The 15,358-nt window shown below is 38.8% G+C and carries 13 protein-coding genes and 3 pseudogenes; 8 read left to right on the forward strand and 8 right to left on the reverse strand.

Translation table 11 applies throughout. From position 1 onward, the window contains the following. The first annotated feature begins 22 nt into the window (after positions 1–22). Together iolE and iolB are read left to right on the forward strand one after the other, a co-directional pair. Positions 23–913 carry a myo-inosose-2 dehydratase gene (gene iolE / locus BDD26_RS04940; RefSeq protein WP_115825696.1) on the forward strand — a complete coding sequence of 297 codons (891 nt, stop codon included), beginning with the start codon at positions 23–25 and terminating at the stop codon, positions 911–913. Between the two features lie 35 nt (positions 914–948). After that, on the forward strand, positions 949–1,779 hold the full coding sequence (iolB, locus tag BDD26_RS04945) for a 5-deoxy-glucuronate isomerase (protein WP_038260539.1): 831 nt from the start codon (positions 949–951) through the stop codon (positions 1,777–1,779). A gap of 56 nt (positions 1,780–1,835) precedes the next feature. Here iolB and BDD26_RS04950 read toward each other — a convergent pair whose 3' ends face one another. Both BDD26_RS04950 and BDD26_RS04955 read right to left on the reverse strand, forming a co-directional pair. Beyond that, positions 1,836–3,119, reverse strand: a complete 1,284-nt coding sequence (locus tag BDD26_RS04950; RefSeq protein ID WP_115825697.1) for a cytosine permease — start codon at positions 3,117–3,119, stop codon at positions 1,836–1,838. Positions 3,120–3,140: 21 nt separating this feature from the next. Next, positions 3,141–3,836, reverse strand: a complete 696-nt coding sequence (locus BDD26_RS04955; RefSeq protein WP_115825698.1) for a helix-turn-helix transcriptional regulator — start codon at positions 3,834–3,836, stop codon at positions 3,141–3,143. A 411-nt stretch (positions 3,837–4,247) separates the two neighbouring features. Here BDD26_RS04955 and BDD26_RS04960 point away from each other — a divergent pair, with 411 nt between their 5' ends. Together BDD26_RS04960 and BDD26_RS04965 are read left to right on the forward strand one after the other, a co-directional pair. Then, positions 4,248–4,862, forward strand: coding sequence for a helix-turn-helix domain-containing protein (locus BDD26_RS04960; RefSeq protein ID WP_038260533.1), 615 nt, complete (start codon positions 4,248–4,250; stop codon positions 4,860–4,862). Beyond that, positions 4,846–5,703, forward strand: a complete 858-nt coding sequence (locus BDD26_RS04965; protein ID WP_038260531.1) for a queuosine precursor transporter — start codon at positions 4,846–4,848, stop codon at positions 5,701–5,703. The genes BDD26_RS04960 and BDD26_RS04965 overlap by 17 nt, the downstream gene beginning before the upstream one ends. A 628-nt stretch (positions 5,704–6,331) precedes the next feature. Here BDD26_RS04965 and BDD26_RS04970 read toward each other — a convergent pair. Then, positions 6,332–6,868 carry a TetR/AcrR family transcriptional regulator gene (locus tag BDD26_RS04970; protein ID WP_115825699.1) on the reverse strand — a complete coding sequence of 179 codons (537 nt, stop codon included), beginning with the start codon at positions 6,866–6,868 and terminating at the stop codon, positions 6,332–6,334. A gap of 254 nt (positions 6,869–7,122) precedes the next feature. Between BDD26_RS04970 and BDD26_RS04975 the strand changes: the two genes are divergently transcribed. From BDD26_RS04975 to BDD26_RS04985, 3 genes and pseudogenes are all read left to right on the forward strand, one after another. Beyond that, complete coding sequence (locus BDD26_RS04975) at positions 7,123–7,602, forward strand: nuclear transport factor 2 family protein (protein ID WP_038260527.1); 480 nt, start codon at positions 7,123–7,125, stop codon at positions 7,600–7,602. 291 nt (positions 7,603–7,893) lie between these two features. Beyond that, the gene (locus tag BDD26_RS04980; protein ID WP_115825700.1) at positions 7,894–9,057 is read left to right on the forward strand and encodes a TonB-dependent receptor plug domain-containing protein; all 1,164 of its coding nucleotides are present in this window, start codon (positions 7,894–7,896) and stop codon (positions 9,055–9,057) included. Positions 9,058–9,076: 19 nt separating this feature from the next. Then, positions 9,077–10,147, forward strand: a pseudogene (locus BDD26_RS04985) (TonB-dependent receptor domain-containing protein); the annotation flags it as partial. 165 nt (positions 10,148–10,312) lie between these two features. Here BDD26_RS04985 and yegD read toward each other — a convergent pair. The 4 genes and pseudogenes from yegD to BDD26_RS05005 all read right to left on the reverse strand — a co-directional run bounded on the left by yegD (position 10,313) and on the right by BDD26_RS05005 (position 14,683). Beyond that, positions 10,313–11,665 (reverse strand): molecular chaperone, encoded by a 1,353-nt coding sequence (gene yegD, locus BDD26_RS04990; protein ID WP_115825702.1) that lies wholly within the window; start codon positions 11,663–11,665, stop codon positions 10,313–10,315. 229 nt (positions 11,666–11,894) lie between these two features. Then, a complete protein-coding gene (fghA, locus tag BDD26_RS04995) occupies positions 11,895–12,746 on the reverse strand; it encodes an S-formylglutathione hydrolase (protein ID WP_115825703.1) in 852 nt (283 codons plus the stop codon). A 96-nt stretch (positions 12,747–12,842) separates the two neighbouring features. Continuing rightward, positions 12,843–13,952: an S-(hydroxymethyl)glutathione dehydrogenase/class III alcohol dehydrogenase gene (locus BDD26_RS05000; RefSeq protein WP_115825704.1), complete on the reverse strand. Its 1,110-nt coding sequence runs from the start codon at positions 13,950–13,952 to the stop codon at positions 12,843–12,845. A gap of 33 nt (positions 13,953–13,985) precedes the next feature. Continuing rightward, positions 13,986–14,683: pseudogene (locus tag BDD26_RS05005) on the reverse strand (IS1 family transposase). Positions 14,684–14,781: 98 nt separating this feature from the next. On the opposite strand from BDD26_RS05005, the gene BDD26_RS05010 reads away from it, so the two are divergent. Then, on the forward strand, positions 14,782–15,114 hold the full coding sequence (locus BDD26_RS05010; RefSeq protein WP_115825705.1) for an NUDIX domain-containing protein: 333 nt from the start codon (positions 14,782–14,784) through the stop codon (positions 15,112–15,114). Between the two features lie 72 nt (positions 15,115–15,186). On the opposite strand, the pseudogene BDD26_RS20770 reads toward BDD26_RS05010, so the two are convergent. Then, positions 15,187–15,330: pseudogene (locus tag BDD26_RS20770) on the reverse strand (IS3 family transposase); the annotation flags it as partial. Positions 15,331–15,358: the final 28 nt, after the last annotated feature.

A 15,358-nucleotide genomic window follows, 5' to 3' on the forward strand; every position in this document is an offset into this window, starting at 1 on the left:
CTCACCTTACAGGAGAACCATCATGACTGTTCAACTTGGCATTAATCCTCTGACATGGACTAATGATGATCTACCTTCTCTGGGCGCAGAAACCCCGTTGGAAACTTGTTTGGCAGAAGGGCGTCAGGCAGGATTTGCGGGTTTTGAACTTGGTAATAAATTTCCCCGTCATTCACATATATTAGGGCCGATTCTGGTTTCCCATGATTTGCAATTGGTGTCTGGCTGGTATTCAGGGAATTTATTGACGCGCAGTGTTGCAGAAGAAATTATGTTCGTTCAGCCACATTTAACCTTGTTACGTGAACTGGGTGCAAAGGTGATGGTCTTTGCAGAAGTGACCAATTGTATACATGGTGAACAGGATAAGCCGGTGCATTTAAGGCCTATCTTCCCGGCAGAACGCTGGCAAGAGTATGGAGAAAAGTTGACAGAATTTGCTCATTATACTCAATCTCAAGGTGTTCAGATTGCCTATCACCATCATATGGGCACAGTGATTGAAAGTGCAGAAGACATTGATAATTTGATGAAAAACACAGGTGAAGAAGTGGGACTATTACTGGATACCGGGCATTTAACTTTTGCCGGAGATGACCCGTTAGCCGTAGCAAAACGTTGGAGTAAACGAATCAATCACGTACATTGCAAAGATATACGCCTTGATGTGCTGAAAGATGTCAAAAATCGTAAAATGAGTTTCCTCAACGCAGTATTAAGTGGCGTCTTTACTGTACCTGGTGATGGTTGTGTGAATTACCCGGACATTTTTAACGTATTAAAAGCTAATGACTATCATGGTTGGCTGGTTGTTGAAGCAGAACAGGATCCTGCTGTTGCTCATCCACTGACTTACGCCACACTGGGGTATAACAATTTGTCACGCTTCGCCAGAGAAGCCGGGTTGATTTAAGACACTGACATTAAAAATGACCTTGAGGTAATCACATGTCTCATTTGCTATCAAAGTATCATAAGCCTGATCAGCACAAGCGGACGCAACATATCACGCCGGAAATAGCGAACTGGGGATATGTTCATTTTGATGTTTATGAACTGAATGCGGGAGAGTCAATAACATTAGCGGCTTCGAAAAATGAAACGTGCTTAGTATTGGTTGCAGGAAAAGCGACTGTGGTTACTGCCCAACAAAGATTCGAGCAGATTGGTGATCGTATGAGTCCATTTGAGCGTAAAAAACCTTATGCTGTTTATGTTGCGCCGCATGAAACAATGGAAATTATCGCTCAGACTCATCTTGAACTGGCTGTTTGTCAGGCAAAAAGTAAAGGGAATTATTCAACCCGATTGATTACACCACAGGATATCGGTGCTGAACAACGTGGTAACGGTAACAACCGTCGTTATGTTCATAACATCCTGCCGGATAATCAGCCTGCTGATAGTTTATTGGTGGTTGAGGTTTATACTGATGAAGGCTGTACCAGCTCTTACCCTAGCCATAAACATGATACTGATAATGAACCACAGGAAACCTATTTAGAAGAAACTTATTATCATCGATTAAATCCACCACAAGGTTTTTGTTTACAGCGTGTCTATACTGATGATCGCTCACTGGATGAAACGATGGCAGTATACAATAAAGATGTTGTTATGGTGCCGGAAGGGTATCACCCGGTAGCGACTATTGCCGGGTATGACAGCTACTACCTGAATGTGATGGCAGGGCCAACTCGTAAATGGCTATTTACTTGGGAAACAGACCATCAGTGGGTTAATGATGAAGTTTATGCCGAAAAGCATGCCAGACGTTAGGGGCTGGGATTCAATTATTGCTCCCCGTTTGGGGAGCAATACATCAAGAATTATCATTATGGGAGGCGTTTGAAGGTACATTTAATTAACCAATAAACTATACTTGCCATCAATAATGAATTAATTGCTGGCACTCCCCATTCAATAGTTAAGCCAATAACACTACCGACAATACTGGCGATTATTGCTGCCCAGCCGATAGTCGGAGTTTCATTTGGAAGATTACCTCTCTGCTTGCTTTCATCTAATACTTTGCGATAAGAGCGCAAAATATAATAATCAACTAACATTACTCCCAATATTGGTGGGAAAACAACACCAAGTACAGTAAGAAAATCTACAAATCGGTCTAAGATGCCGAGAATGGAAAACAAAGTTCCCAATATTCCAATTATGATTGTTGTTGGAGGATAGCGTAATTTTTTACCGGTGATACCTTCGACTGCGTTAATAATTCCCAATGATGAAGAGTATAAATTCAGATCATTAACTCTTAATGTTGAACATACGACAACGAATAAACCTGCACCACCTGCGGCTTGTGACATAATGGTAACGACATCAGCAGTATTTAATGCTTTCGTGATTAAAATTGCCAGACCATTAATGACAAATTCACCAGCAATAATTGTCAGCAAAGTGATCCCAAAAACATGTTTTCCTGATTTAGTATAGCGTGTCAGATCCGGAGTCATCAGACTGGCAACGATCGCACCCCCAACAACTATCGTAATACCTGCACTGATAGACAGAGTTTCATCTGAATGAGGCAGCTTTAAAAGCTTATACCAACGTTGACCTGAATCGCCTGATAATACGATGGTGGAGATATAAGCAACCAGAAGAATAAACATAGGTACAGCAATTCTGGCAGTAAACCGTAATGCCCTAAAACCAAAAGCGACTAATGTCGTCAATAACGTGCCGGATATTGCCGCAGATAAACCAAATCCAAGTTTATTCCCGGAAGCAAAGTTAAGAGATTTAGCAAAAATAGCATTTTGGATGCCAAACCAGCCTAATAGGCTGACAGCAATAACGAGGCCAATTAATACCGAACCTATTCGACCAAAACCACACCATCGTGCCAGTAAACTACCGGATAGCCCTTCTCGCATACCTGCAAAGCCAAGCCCAAAAGTAACAATACCAAAGATCAGGCTGCCAATAAGAATAACAACAAATGCATCTGTCAGTGTCATGGAGCTGCCGAGGACAGCTCCAAGCATAAACTGATCTAATGCTGTTAACATGCCCATATGGACGACAGCCACGCTCAGCAGAGACAGACGCTGTTGTTGTGGCATTCGACTTAATGGACAGTGTTCAATTTTGAGCACTATCACCGTTCCTTGATTTTTTTAGAGAAAGAGGACACCTTTTTCAATTAGACGTTCGGGAATATAGCTGTCTAATTGTAAATCCCTGCAAAATTCTTCAAATTGCTGGAGTGAGTGGACATTAGCTTTCTGATAAATGTTGTATATCCGATTTTCTATCGTTTTAGGACTGACACCGTAAATTTGAGCTATCTCCTTATTTGAACGCCTTTGTAGTATCAAAAAGATAATATCTAGTTCTCCTTTAGTAAAAAGATCTGTTTTAGTCTCTGTTGTCAAAACACTGGGTTTTTGCCGATTAATATACTTGAGAGGGGAGAGGCTACTTAGTGGTCTAGCATTCCAAACAATTCCGATACACTCTTTTTCATCGTTATACACAGGAAACTTTTCGCTGATAAAAGGAGCAAGGTTATTCTTTCCATACCAGTAGTGTGTTTCGATAATAGAAACTCTGTCTTTTGACTCTTCAGTCCTCCGGTCATGTTCTTTCAGATCTTGGGAGAATTGATCTTCAGACCAATGAGCAGGAAATTCACAATCAAGCTTACCCTCTACGTCAAAATTTTTAGGTGTATTGGTGTATAGATAAGCGGCTTTGTTCATATAAATATGGCGGGACTCCAAATCCTTAATGCCCCAAGGATCGCTCAGATGCTCCATCATGGCGATCAACCCCTTTAGATAGGGTTCATTATTTTTATAGGTTGAGCTCATTTCTATCTCATATAGTTTACAAATGGTAAATATGGTTAAGTAAATAATAACCAATGTATCTATATGTTATTCCTCATTAACCTTTAAGTATGAATAATAATTTTGGCTAAAATTAAGGTGATTTAAGTTAAAAAATATCAACATAAGTCATATTTCCTCTATTTGATATTATTTTCATGTTCTTATTGTTTGTTTATTAGTGATGTAAATCAAAATATAACCTATCGAATTAATATTTTCTATAAAAAATCATTTAGTTGTATGATTAAATAATCAGGTGGAAAAATAAATTGCTACCATTTTTTTTGTTTTATGGCAAGGGTGTTTTTCACTCTTTCTAAGTTTGGTAAAACATGTTTATTCTAAAAGTTAATATAAATTAGATGGTTACATATTTTTCTAGGCATTGCTATGTATAAAAAACAAAAAATGGAATACCTGAGAAAAAATCTACAATATTTACTTGATTCCAGAGGGGAAAGCAGAGTATCACTTTGCGATCGGACCGGGCTTAATCGTACAACTATCTACAATATCTTAGATGGTCGAGTACAAAGTGTTCACTCTTCAACTATCCAGAAAGTATCCAACTTTTTTGGTGTTTCGTATAGTGAAATAGAGACAACTAATATCGCAGAAAAAGAACGTATTGATGCGATTGTTTCTTATGAAGGTAATATGAACCCCAGCGCTGTGCCGTTGTTTAGGCAATCTGAATGTGTTACTGCTGAATTCTTTGAAAGTAAAATTGGTTCCCTGATTGTTGGAAGAGAGCTAACTTATTATTTTGGTTTTGGCCCTAATATCGTCGCCATTTTACTTGAGAATGATTTTTCAGGTAAATATAATTCTGGAGATTTATTAATAGTTAGAAGAGGTAATTATCAGAGCGATAATCCTAAGTTATGTTTTGATCAAAAACGGAAAAAGTTTCATATCAATGAGTTTTATATTGAAAATTCAGAAGATTCGGTAGTGATTGGAGATATAATGGAAGAACGGTTTGGGTATGGGAAAAAAATATAAATTACTGGGATTTAACAGTCAGGATAATACAGCAAATGTATTGATTTCATCAACAGGAAAAGTTTTAAGGATTAATGTAAAGGAGTTAGAAAAGAGTGAAATAGCGGATGATTTTGATAGTCATGAAACAAAATCACTCTACAGAAAGATATATTCCAGCTTTCCAAATTCTCCCTCAATCTATGAAATTGAAGAACGAAATGAAAATTCTTGGGTTGTTTATTCACTTCTCGCCTTATTACTGACAATTTTTTATACTTTCAGTAATATAGCGGCAGCCAAGCCTGTTTATATCGAATATTTTGATATCATTGTTACTCCGGGTACTTTCATTTACCCTTTTTCTTTTTTAGTTATTGATTTACTCAGTGAATTTTATGGGTTCAGATTAGCAAGAAAAGCAATATATATGTCGCTGGCTTCTAACCTGATTATAGTCTCATTATTGAGTATATCGACGAGTTTACCGGCTATTCCAAATTGGAGTTTGAATGATCAGTACAATGCTCTGATGAACCATATCTTATCAGCGATTTTTGCTTCCTCGTTGTCATTCTTGGTATCTGAATTGGTCAATTCATATGTCTTGTGTAAGTTAAAAGACATGACACATTCCCGATTCTTAGCACTAAGGGTATTTTTCAGTACTTTTATCGCGTCAATCCTTGATAGTTTTGTTTTCTGTTTTGTTGCGTTTTACGGGAAACTTCCAGTAAATCAAATTATTGGAATGATGATTATTCAGATATTAATTAAAATTTTCTTTGCACTATTTAATGTCTTTCCCGCTTACGGTTCGCGTTACTTATTTAATCATTGGGTTGTTAAAGCCGCACATTAATGAGCAGCATGGAGAGTTTTTCTCCATGCTATTTCCTCGATTAAATCCTATCTTTATGTTGTATAACATCTTGCGATGCGAATGAAGATAGTTGCTGGCTGGTACGTTTTGAAGTCAGATCGTGACTAGAAGGCTGCTACAATTTCCGTACAGTTATACAGTAGCTCTTTTCATATTCACATCATCTATGTAAGAAATTTTATCAGATGCGTTTGTTTTTTTATATTTATTGGTTAATGCAGCAGATTTTTACTTTACTTATTAAAATCAATTGAATATGTGATTTTGTACTATGTTTTATTTTTATGTCTCGAATAATGACGTCGAGATTGAGTAGAAAAATCAACATTTGAGCTTTTATTTGTTGATTTTATCGTGCGTCTGGTGTATTAATTTGTCTGTAAAAATATAAGTTATAATTAAGATTTTGTCTGAGTGTCAGGTAGTGAATCATCACTGCCTTTTATATAGACAAATATTTTCATTATTTTGAATAGTTAGTTTTGACTCGCCCAACACCAGGGTAATCTTAGAACATGTTTTGTTCTTAATACGGTAATCAGTCTCTTAGCCAGCTATGTTGGTTAAGAGACTGAATAACCTTAATTTTAGGAATGAGTTTCACATCTTAAATCAAGCGGTAAGCCATCGTGCGATAGCACTCCTCATGACCTGTAACCTCACCGAATTCAGCCCTAACTATCATTCCCTCAATAAATGTTATCAACGCTTCTGCTTTGGATTCCGTATCTTTCGAGACTGTTAAGAAAACTGATAATAGCAGTGACTTTAACCATGTTTTGTGCTGTTGTGCTTGTTTAACTATAGCCCCATCATGGCCTTTGAATTCAGCTAAAGCATGCATAAACAGGCACCCTTGAAAATCTTCTGTAGCAAACCATGAAAAATGCCAATTCAGGATAGCATTGAGTTTGTTTTCAGTTCCTTCAGTTGAAGAAACAACAATGCTGAGTTCTTTCTCAAGCCTCTGATGGCGTCTGGATAATACTCCTTCGATCAGCTTATTTTTGGAACCAAAGTAACGGTACATGGAGGTTTTTGATACATTTGCCTGATCTCTTATCAAATCAACACCGACAGCGTTGTAACCAAATTTATTAAATAGTGACTCGGCAATATCTAGGATGTGTTCTTTTTTACTCATAATATTTTCTTATTAGTTATTCGATATAGTTCTATAAAAGCTGGTTTTTAGGGTAAATCTGAGGTTGTTTTTGTGTGTACAGATCTGTACATTTGTTCGGGTGTACAAGATTGTACACATAGTATCATACCTATTGGACTTTATTGCAGGTTGTCAATCTGAAAGTGGAATAATCCATTTACTGCGGATGACGTAAAAGAGACTGGTAAAGTTATCAATTTCTTTCCATAACATGTTAAATATTTGGAGAAAATATGTCTGAATCCTTTGAAAAAAGAATCCCCGTCCCGCCATTTACTTATGAAACTGCAATGCAGAAAGTCCGTATTGCTGAAGATAGTTGGAATACGCGTGATGCAGCCAAAGTTGTTCTGGCATATAGCAAAGATACCAAATGGCGAAATAGAGCAGAGTTCGTAAATGGCCGGGATGAAGCAAAAGAATTACTGATCCGAAAATGGAGAAAAGAGCAGGATTATCGTTTGATTAAAGAGCTATGGGCCGTGGAAGGGAACAGAATTGCTGTAAGATATGCGTATGAATGGCATGATGATTCAGGAAATTGGTTTCGTTCATATGGTAATGAAAATTGGGAATTTGATGAAAACGGTATGATGGTTAAGCGTTTTGCTAGCATTAATGATACCCCTATCAATGAGGATGAACGTAAATTCCATTGGCCTTTGGGACGTCGGCCAGATAACCATCCGGGACTCAGTGAGTTAGGGTTATAGATTGCAGTAACATAATTACCAAAGGAAACTGGTGGGTATGTTTGGAAGAATACACTTCAAATTTCGTCGCTATTGTAAGTAATTATCACTGATAAGTACGTTAAGCCTCGTCCTTTTAGTTAGGGCGAGGTAGGTAGCGCAAGAGGGCGTCAGCAGGCTTATGAGGAGTCTGGGATTCTTACACCACTGTAGAGGAGGGTTATCACATTACTACTCTAAGGATAAGTTGCACAAAGAGATTTTTTAAATATAATGATAACGATTTGCATTATCATTGTATTTGGCTAACTTATGAATAATTCATGCTTTTTTATAACTCTTTTTGCTGTCAGTCCGTTTTGTTCTTTTGCTGCGGATGAATCAACTTCCGATAATTCAAGCGATACTATCTATGTTTATTCTTCATTAAATTTAAAGAAGAATAATGAAATATTATTAGACAGTGAAGAATTGAATAAACAAATAATTATTAACCCTGCTGATATATTTAAAAGCACACCGGGTGTTTTATCTGGTGAGTCTAGATCATCTGGAGCAATTGATGTCAATATTCGTGGCTTACAAGGCCAAGGAAGAGTTTCTACTAGTGTCGATGATACTATAAATCAAACAGCCTTATATCGAGGTTATCAGGGGGTATCTAACCGAACTTATATTGATCCAGATTTCATCGGAGAAGTAGATATAAAAAAAGGATTTTATGGAGGTTCCGGTATTACAGGGATAGGTGGCACTGTAAATATGAAAACAATATCTCCTTCTGACATATTAATCCCGGGGGATAATTTTGGTATTCGCCTAAAAGGTAGTATTTTAAGTAACCATTCAGACTATAATCGTTACACATGGAATGATGAACCATCACCAAAAAAAGAAAGTATATTTAATGGAAAAAACAGTACTGGAAGTATAGTGGTTGCTTATGCCGATGAGAATTTTGAGCTTTTAGCCGGGGTATCAAAACGTGTCAGAGGGAATTATCATTCAGGGAAGAAAGGATTTGGTGCAAATAGTTATAAACTGCCCGGATATTTATGTCGGGATGAATATTATGATGATAATGGCGATATAGCTCCTTGCCCCGTAACAGCTGAAACTGTACAGGATGCTGGTTATACAATTTATCCTAAAGGCGCAGCTGTACCTAATACATCCGAAAATACACGTTCTTATTTATTAAAATCTAGTGCCTGGATTAATGATGAGCACAGAGTTAGTGCTGTTTATAGTCTATATGATAGTACTTTTGGTGAAACGTATGTTGCAGATACAACAACTATAGATAAAGGAACTACGGTCTCAGTATCACAAGGACCAAATGCTTATATCCGTTTAGCAAGATATAAACTTGGTTATGACTGGAAATCGAGCAACCCATTAATTGATCTTAATTTTTCTCTATGGCGTTTAGATTTAAGAGACAGACCTAAAACTTCTCAAAAATACATTAGGTGATGAAAAGAAATCAGACACATGGGGATTTAATGTGTCTAATGGTTTAGAATTCGATATGTATAATAAACTAACGAATGTACTTTTAGGGGGGAGTTATCTTGCCGAGAAAACGGGGCCAGCCAAAGGCTTTTGGACTCAAAATCCTCATCAGCGAGAAGGAATAAAAAAAGAATACCGTATTTTTGCTGATGGAAAATATGAATTAACCAGTAAAATCAATTTACTGGCTTCTATTGAAAATAAAGGTTATTCACTAGAAGATAGAGGTGATACTCCATCAATACCTAAGAATGAAACTGCTTATGGATATAGTGTGGGGGCCGAATATAAACCGATAAAACAAGTAATGCTATATAGTCGTTATTCTCAAAGTCCGAGGTTTCCTTCATTAGTTGAGGGAGCAAATGGTTTTTTTATGAAAGCTGATGATAATTTACAGCATGAGACTATGAAAAATATTGAAATAGGATCTTCATTTGGCTTTGAAAACTTAATGGCAGATGATGAATTAAAATTTAATATCGGTTATTTTAACTCTAATATTGATAATTATATTAGCCGTAGCTGGCAATGGGATAAATTCTCAATGCATATTGACAATATCGATAGAGCAAAATTTGAAGGTGTTGAACTGGAGACAAGCTATAAGATTAATAATTTTACAGTAAAAGCATCGGCTAATTACTATATAGGTATTGAGTTTTGCAAAAAAGGAAAGGAATGTGTTAATGAGAACCTTCCATCTGATTATGCAACAAATCACATTCCGCCTAAAAAAAGTTATTCATTAGATGTCAATCAGGAATTCTTTAATAACAAATTGTCTATTGGAGGAAAAGTATCTTACTTTGATAAAAGAACTATACCAACCGCTATGGTTGGACGAGGTTCTGCTCCATTGTTAGCACCTGTTGACTATAAACCGGCAACAATTGTCGATCTTAGAAGTTCATTAATTATAAATAAAAACCTAACAGCAGATTTTACTGTAGACAATGTTTTTGACAGGTATTATATACAGCCAATTAATGTGGGTTATATTCCCTCTCCTGGCCGTACATTCAGGTTGGGTATAACAGCGACTTTTTAATTAAATAGTATTTAAAAATTATCGGACACTTCCTTACTCCTCGCGGCGCGAGGAGTAAGGGGTTCTCAAGCTTAACTGTCTTATTATTATGAAAAAACGCCTTATTGAAAAAATGGGAATTTAAAAATTCCTTGTCAGATTAAGTCTGAATTGCGCATATCAAACTCAAGAAAAACAAATTTTCGCCCAGCGTGCCAAGCCCGTTGTGACAGAACCAAAGTAGTTACCACTAACCAATGGAACGTCTGGCAACACTTGTTCAACTGCCTGTTGCAGAATAGGAGAGCTCGCTGAACCTCCGGTCATAAAAATAACGTCCGGTTTAACGCCTCCCTGAATTACGGCTTCACTAACCAGTTTGGTCATTTTCGCTTTGGTGGATTCGATAGCTGCAATCATCTGCTCACGCTGAATCTCAACTTCAATTATCTCTGATAATAAGTTTAATTTAACGCGATATTCACTGTCTTTTGACAGCGCGATCTTAGCCTCTTCGGCACTGCGTACCAGGCTGTACCCCAGTGTCTCATGATAAACTTTCAATAACCGTGCTAATTTTTCCGGCTCTTGCGCATCTTTATGCAGAGATTTTAACGTGGTTAAGTTCTGCTGAGAGTAGAATTCTTTTTGTGCCTGTATGTCATTGATAGCAATTGGATTCCAATATTGGATGAGTGGCATCTCAATACCCGATGCAAACTTGCTGCCCAATCCGAAAGGGTGCATCAATTGCTTAAACGTCAGGTTAATATCCAGATCGTTGCCGCCAACACGTTGACCAGTATGTGCCAGTAGGCTGTCGTTGCGTTCGGATTTTCCACTCCAGTCTGGCCCCATTTGAATAAGAGAACAGTCCGTTGTTCCGCCACCAATATCAACAACCAGAACAATTTTATTCTCTGTCAGTGTGGCTTCATATTCCAATCCTGCTGCCACAGGCTCAAATTGGAATTCTATGTTACGGAACCCCGCCCGTTTTGCTGCTTGCAGCAGAATTAATTCAGCCTGTTGGTTCGACTTTTCACCACCACGCCCGTGGAAATTTATTGGTCGTCCAATGACTACTTCTTTAACACATTGTTGTGTCTTGGTTTCTACCTGTTGTTTAATGTTTGCCATCATGGCGCAAACCAGATCTTCAAAAAAACTGATTTGTGCTTCTCTCAGTCCCATTGCACCAAGGAAGGATTTCGGTGATTTCACATAGTAGGTATCTTGAGGATCTTCCAAATATCGAGTCAATGCAGCTTGCCCGAATACAATGTCTTCCGGCAGAAGCTCTATACCTTCCTCACGATTTGTAGTAATTGAGCTACGGAGCAGCTGTTCTCCGGCTGGAGAAATCGGGCTGATTTTTCTGTGACGAAATAGGTGCTCAGAAACTGATTCTCGGGTCGGTGCGGCCAGAGCAGAAGGCATATAGAAGTTGTCATTTTCGATAGCAATCAATTGTGGCGTATTTCCGATCATTTCCGCTACTGCGCAATTTGATGTGCCATAGTCAAAACCGATGAACATATGTTGCCTCTTCTTCAATCGTGGAGATATCGTCAAAAGGGCGCAGATGCTATCGCAAATTAGATTCAAACGCGAGTAGCTTTCAATAATATAATCTGAGACGTTTCTTATATGATTGGTTTCCAGTTCATTGAACAATAAATTAAACGTAATGCTCTGGAAACCAATTCATAATTAGTAAAAAAGTAATTTACAGTTTTTGCTAGTGACATCGGATATTTTTTTAAAATTATCGCTTTTTAGCATATTCTTGCATTGCTTTTGCATGGTAAGCGATATGTTCACCAATAAAACTAGCAATAAAATAGTAGCTATGGTCATAATCAGGACGAAAATTTATTGTCACAGGATAATTTGTTTCATCACAAATATTCTGTAATAAATGGGTGCATAATTGGTTATCCAGAAACTCATCATCAGTTCCTTGATCAATCAAAATTGGGAGCTGTTCTGTTGCTTGAGTAATTTTAATCAATTCTACCGTGTCATACTGTTTCCAGAGCGACCTGTTTTCTCCCAGATAGGCGGAAAATGCCTTTTCCCCCCAAGGAACCTGACTTGGTGCCACAATAGGAGAAAATGCCGATACACTGCAATAACGTTGCGGATTTCTCAGCGCAATAACCATCGCACCATGTCCACCCATAGAGTGCCCACTGATTGCCCGCACACCAGTGACAGCAAAATATGCTTCAACCAATTCAGGCAATTCTGAAACCACATAATCGTACATGCGGTAATGTTGCTCCCAGGGTTGTTGTAATGCATTGAGATAAAAACTTGCCCCTTTTCCAAGATCATAAGAAGGAGCATCAGCGATATCATTCCCTCGAGGACTGGTATCCGGAGCGACAATGACAACACCATGTTCAGTTGCGTAGCGTTGGGCTCCGGCTTTTGTAATGAAATTCTGCTCAGTACAGGTCAAGCCAGAGAGCCAGTACAATACAGGTAATTTCTTTTCTTTAATCTGAGGTGGCAGAAAAATCGAAAATTTCATCTGACAATTCAGGGAATTGGATTCATGTTGATAGACATCCTGCCATCCGCCAAAACAGGCACGATGTTCAATTCTTTCCATTGCTTTTCTCTCTAAAATTGTAGGTTCAGGTTCTTCAACTGTATGATTTATATCTTATATGGTTTATATCTGGCTGTTCCTGTAATAGTCGTTCAATTAATAATGAATCACTGTCCGAATAGATTTGCCTTCGTGCATCAGATCAAAGGCTTCATTAATGCTTTCCAGTGGCATTTTATGGGTTACGAAAGGTTCAAGTTCAATTTTCCCTTTCATCGCATCTTCCACCATTCCCGGTAATTGACTACGCCCTTTAACTCCGCCGAAAGCCGTTCCTTTCCATGTCCGCCCGGTAACAAGCTGGAATGGACGAGTCGAAATTTCCTGTCCGGCACCAGCAACACCGATAATGACTGATTGTCCCCAGCCACGATGTGCACTTTCGAGAGCTGCACGCATTACATTGACGTTACCAATACATTCGAAAGAGTGGTCAACTCCCCATTTTGTCATATCCAGAATAACCTGTTGAATTGGTTTGTCGTGAGCATTGGGGTTAATGCAGTCAGTGGCACCGAATTGTCTGGCCAGCTCAAACTTAGCTGGATTGGTATCAATAGCGATAATACGCCCGGCTTTAGCCTGACGAGCTCCCTGGATAACGGCAAGCCCAATTCCACCCAGACCGAAAACTGCCACAGAGTCTCCCGGCTGAACTTTGGCAGTATTATGCACAGCTCCGATACCAGTCGTGATGCCACAACCTAACAGGCAAACATGTTCATGATTGGCTTCTGGATTGATTTTTGCCAGTGAGACTTCAGCAACTACCGTGTATTCACTGAATGTAGAACATCCCATGTAGTGGTAAACAGGTTGTCCATTGTAAGAAAAACGAGTTGTACCATCGGGCATCAAACCTTTTCCCTGTGTATCGCGAACGGCAATACAAAGGTTAGTTTTACCGGATTGGCAAAATTCACATTTACCACATTCAGCTGTATATAACGGGATGACATGATCACCGGGTTTTACGCTGGTTACACCTTCACCGACCTCAATCACTACACCGGCTCCTTCATGCCCGAGAACAACAGGAAATATTCCTTCAGGGTCATCACCTGAAAGAGTGAAAGCATCAGTATGGCAAACACCTGTGTGGCTGATTTTTATCATTACTTCACCGGCTTTCGGTGAAGCTACGTCAATTTCAACAATTTCGAGAGGTCTGTTTGGGCCAAAAGCAACGGCAGCACGCGATTTCATAGAATTCCTCTTTTTTTGGGTCATGATTCCAATTTATTGATAGTGATGAATGTTCAGATAATACCCTATAATTCTGTCATGCATTTCTATGGATTTTGAAAAAGACAATGTCTTGCGAGTCAGTCTTGCCAAATGCTGACGAAGATTCAGGTTATGCCTCTCTATGCGTTGGGTATAACGTTTGCTGACCACATGGAGTTTCCCCGCCAAGGCTTTTTCATAACTTTTCCAACCCTCTGTCATATAAATAACAGTGTTGAAAGGGGCCAGCAAAGCCATCAGGCGCATTAATGTCTTTTTTGTCCCTGGACCAAAAACATGGGCGATCACTTTTCGTCTTATCCTGTCGTAGGCATAAAAGAGCCAACGGGGCTGCTTCTTTGGCTTCACGTACGACTACTGTTCATCCATTTCACAGCAGACAATCACTTCGGTGCCGGGAGAAATGGCTTCTGTTACCGATTTGGGTTTGAGCTTTTTAAATGACGAAGCACGGTATTTAGGCCAATCCCCATCACCCGTGCTGTCGCCCGACATCCCATCCCATTCATGGCCATATCGACGATTTGCTTATGGGTGCCGGGACGACAAGCGGCATAAGTGAATTCAAGTTGCCAAGAGTGACGACAGGACTGGCAAAGATAACGTTGGTGACCCGAACGTGAACGCCCATTGCGATGGCTCCCTTTAACTGCACAACAAGCAGGACAAGTGACATCAATCTTTGCCATTTGAATGTTCTCCAAATAGACAGACTATACATGATTCAATAAATTGATGTCACGACCCAAAGTTACAACCCAGTTGGCAAGCAGGGAAACTTAATGGAATTGGTGGGAAAATAGAAACAGGCGAAACGGCTCAACAGTCAATGGCAAGAGAATTTGCTGAAGAAGCAGGTATTGAGACAAACCCTGATGAGTGGAAGTTATTTACTGTTTTAACCCGTCCTGATGTTTATCAGGTTAATTTTCTCTATACGCATGATGACAGAATTTATTCTGCCAAATCTATTGAAAAAGAAGTTGTTAATATATATGAAACAGATGCACTACCGGGTAATGTTATCTACAATTTACGTTGGTTAATCCCGCTGGCGCTTGATGAACATTTACGTTTTGATAAACAAATAGAAATTAGAGAAATCAGGGAAGGTTTCTAATCTATTTTGGGTTACGGTGGGCCTTGTGGCTCGCTCTTTTAATGAACCTAATTCCAACTGAAGTGGTCGACAAAAATTGGTCATAACCTGAGAGGATTGCCAAAATAATCGTTCTGATTCGTTTGGGGCTAGCCCATTGTTATACCAGTGAGGACGAAGCTGGCTGTAATAACCTGTTATATAACGCGTGATTGAGTAGAGGGCCGCCATAAAATTCAGTTGTGTATTCAAAGCGTTGTTATTC

The sequence above is a fragment of the Xenorhabdus cabanillasii genome, from assembly GCF_003386665.1.
Lineage (GTDB): Bacteria > Pseudomonadota > Gammaproteobacteria > Enterobacterales > Enterobacteriaceae > Xenorhabdus > Xenorhabdus cabanillasii.

Excerpts from the sequence above, each read along its gene's own strand:
- BDD26_RS04955 (WP_115825698.1), bottom strand. The coding sequence starts at position 3,836 with ATGAGCTCAACCTATAAAAATAATGAACCCTATCTAAAGGGGTTGATC.
- iolE (WP_115825696.1), top strand. The coding sequence starts at position 23 with ATGACTGTTCAACTTGGCATTAATCCTCTGACATGGACTAATGATGAT.
- BDD26_RS04975 (WP_038260527.1), top strand. The coding sequence starts at position 7,123 with ATGTCTGAATCCTTTGAAAAAAGAATCCCCGTCCCGCCATTTACTTAT.
- iolB (WP_038260539.1), top strand. The coding sequence starts at position 949 with ATGTCTCATTTGCTATCAAAGTATCATAAGCCTGATCAGCACAAGCGG.
- BDD26_RS05000 (WP_115825704.1), bottom strand. The coding sequence starts at position 13,952 with ATGAAATCGCGTGCTGCCGTTGCTTTTGGCCCAAACAGACCTCTCGAA.
- fghA (WP_115825703.1), bottom strand. The coding sequence starts at position 12,746 with ATGGAAAGAATTGAACATCGTGCCTGTTTTGGCGGATGGCAGGATGTC.
- BDD26_RS04970 (WP_115825699.1), bottom strand. The coding sequence starts at position 6,868 with ATGAGTAAAAAAGAACACATCCTAGATATTGCCGAGTCACTATTTAAT.
- BDD26_RS04960 (WP_038260533.1), top strand. The coding sequence starts at position 4,248 with ATGTATAAAAAACAAAAAATGGAATACCTGAGAAAAAATCTACAATAT.
- BDD26_RS04965 (WP_038260531.1), top strand. The coding sequence starts at position 4,846 with ATGGGAAAAAAATATAAATTACTGGGATTTAACAGTCAGGATAATACA.
- yegD (WP_115825702.1), bottom strand. The coding sequence starts at position 11,665 with ATGTTCATCGGTTTTGACTATGGCACATCAAATTGCGCAGTAGCGGAA.
- BDD26_RS04980 (WP_115825700.1), top strand. The coding sequence starts at position 7,894 with ATGAATAATTCATGCTTTTTTATAACTCTTTTTGCTGTCAGTCCGTTT.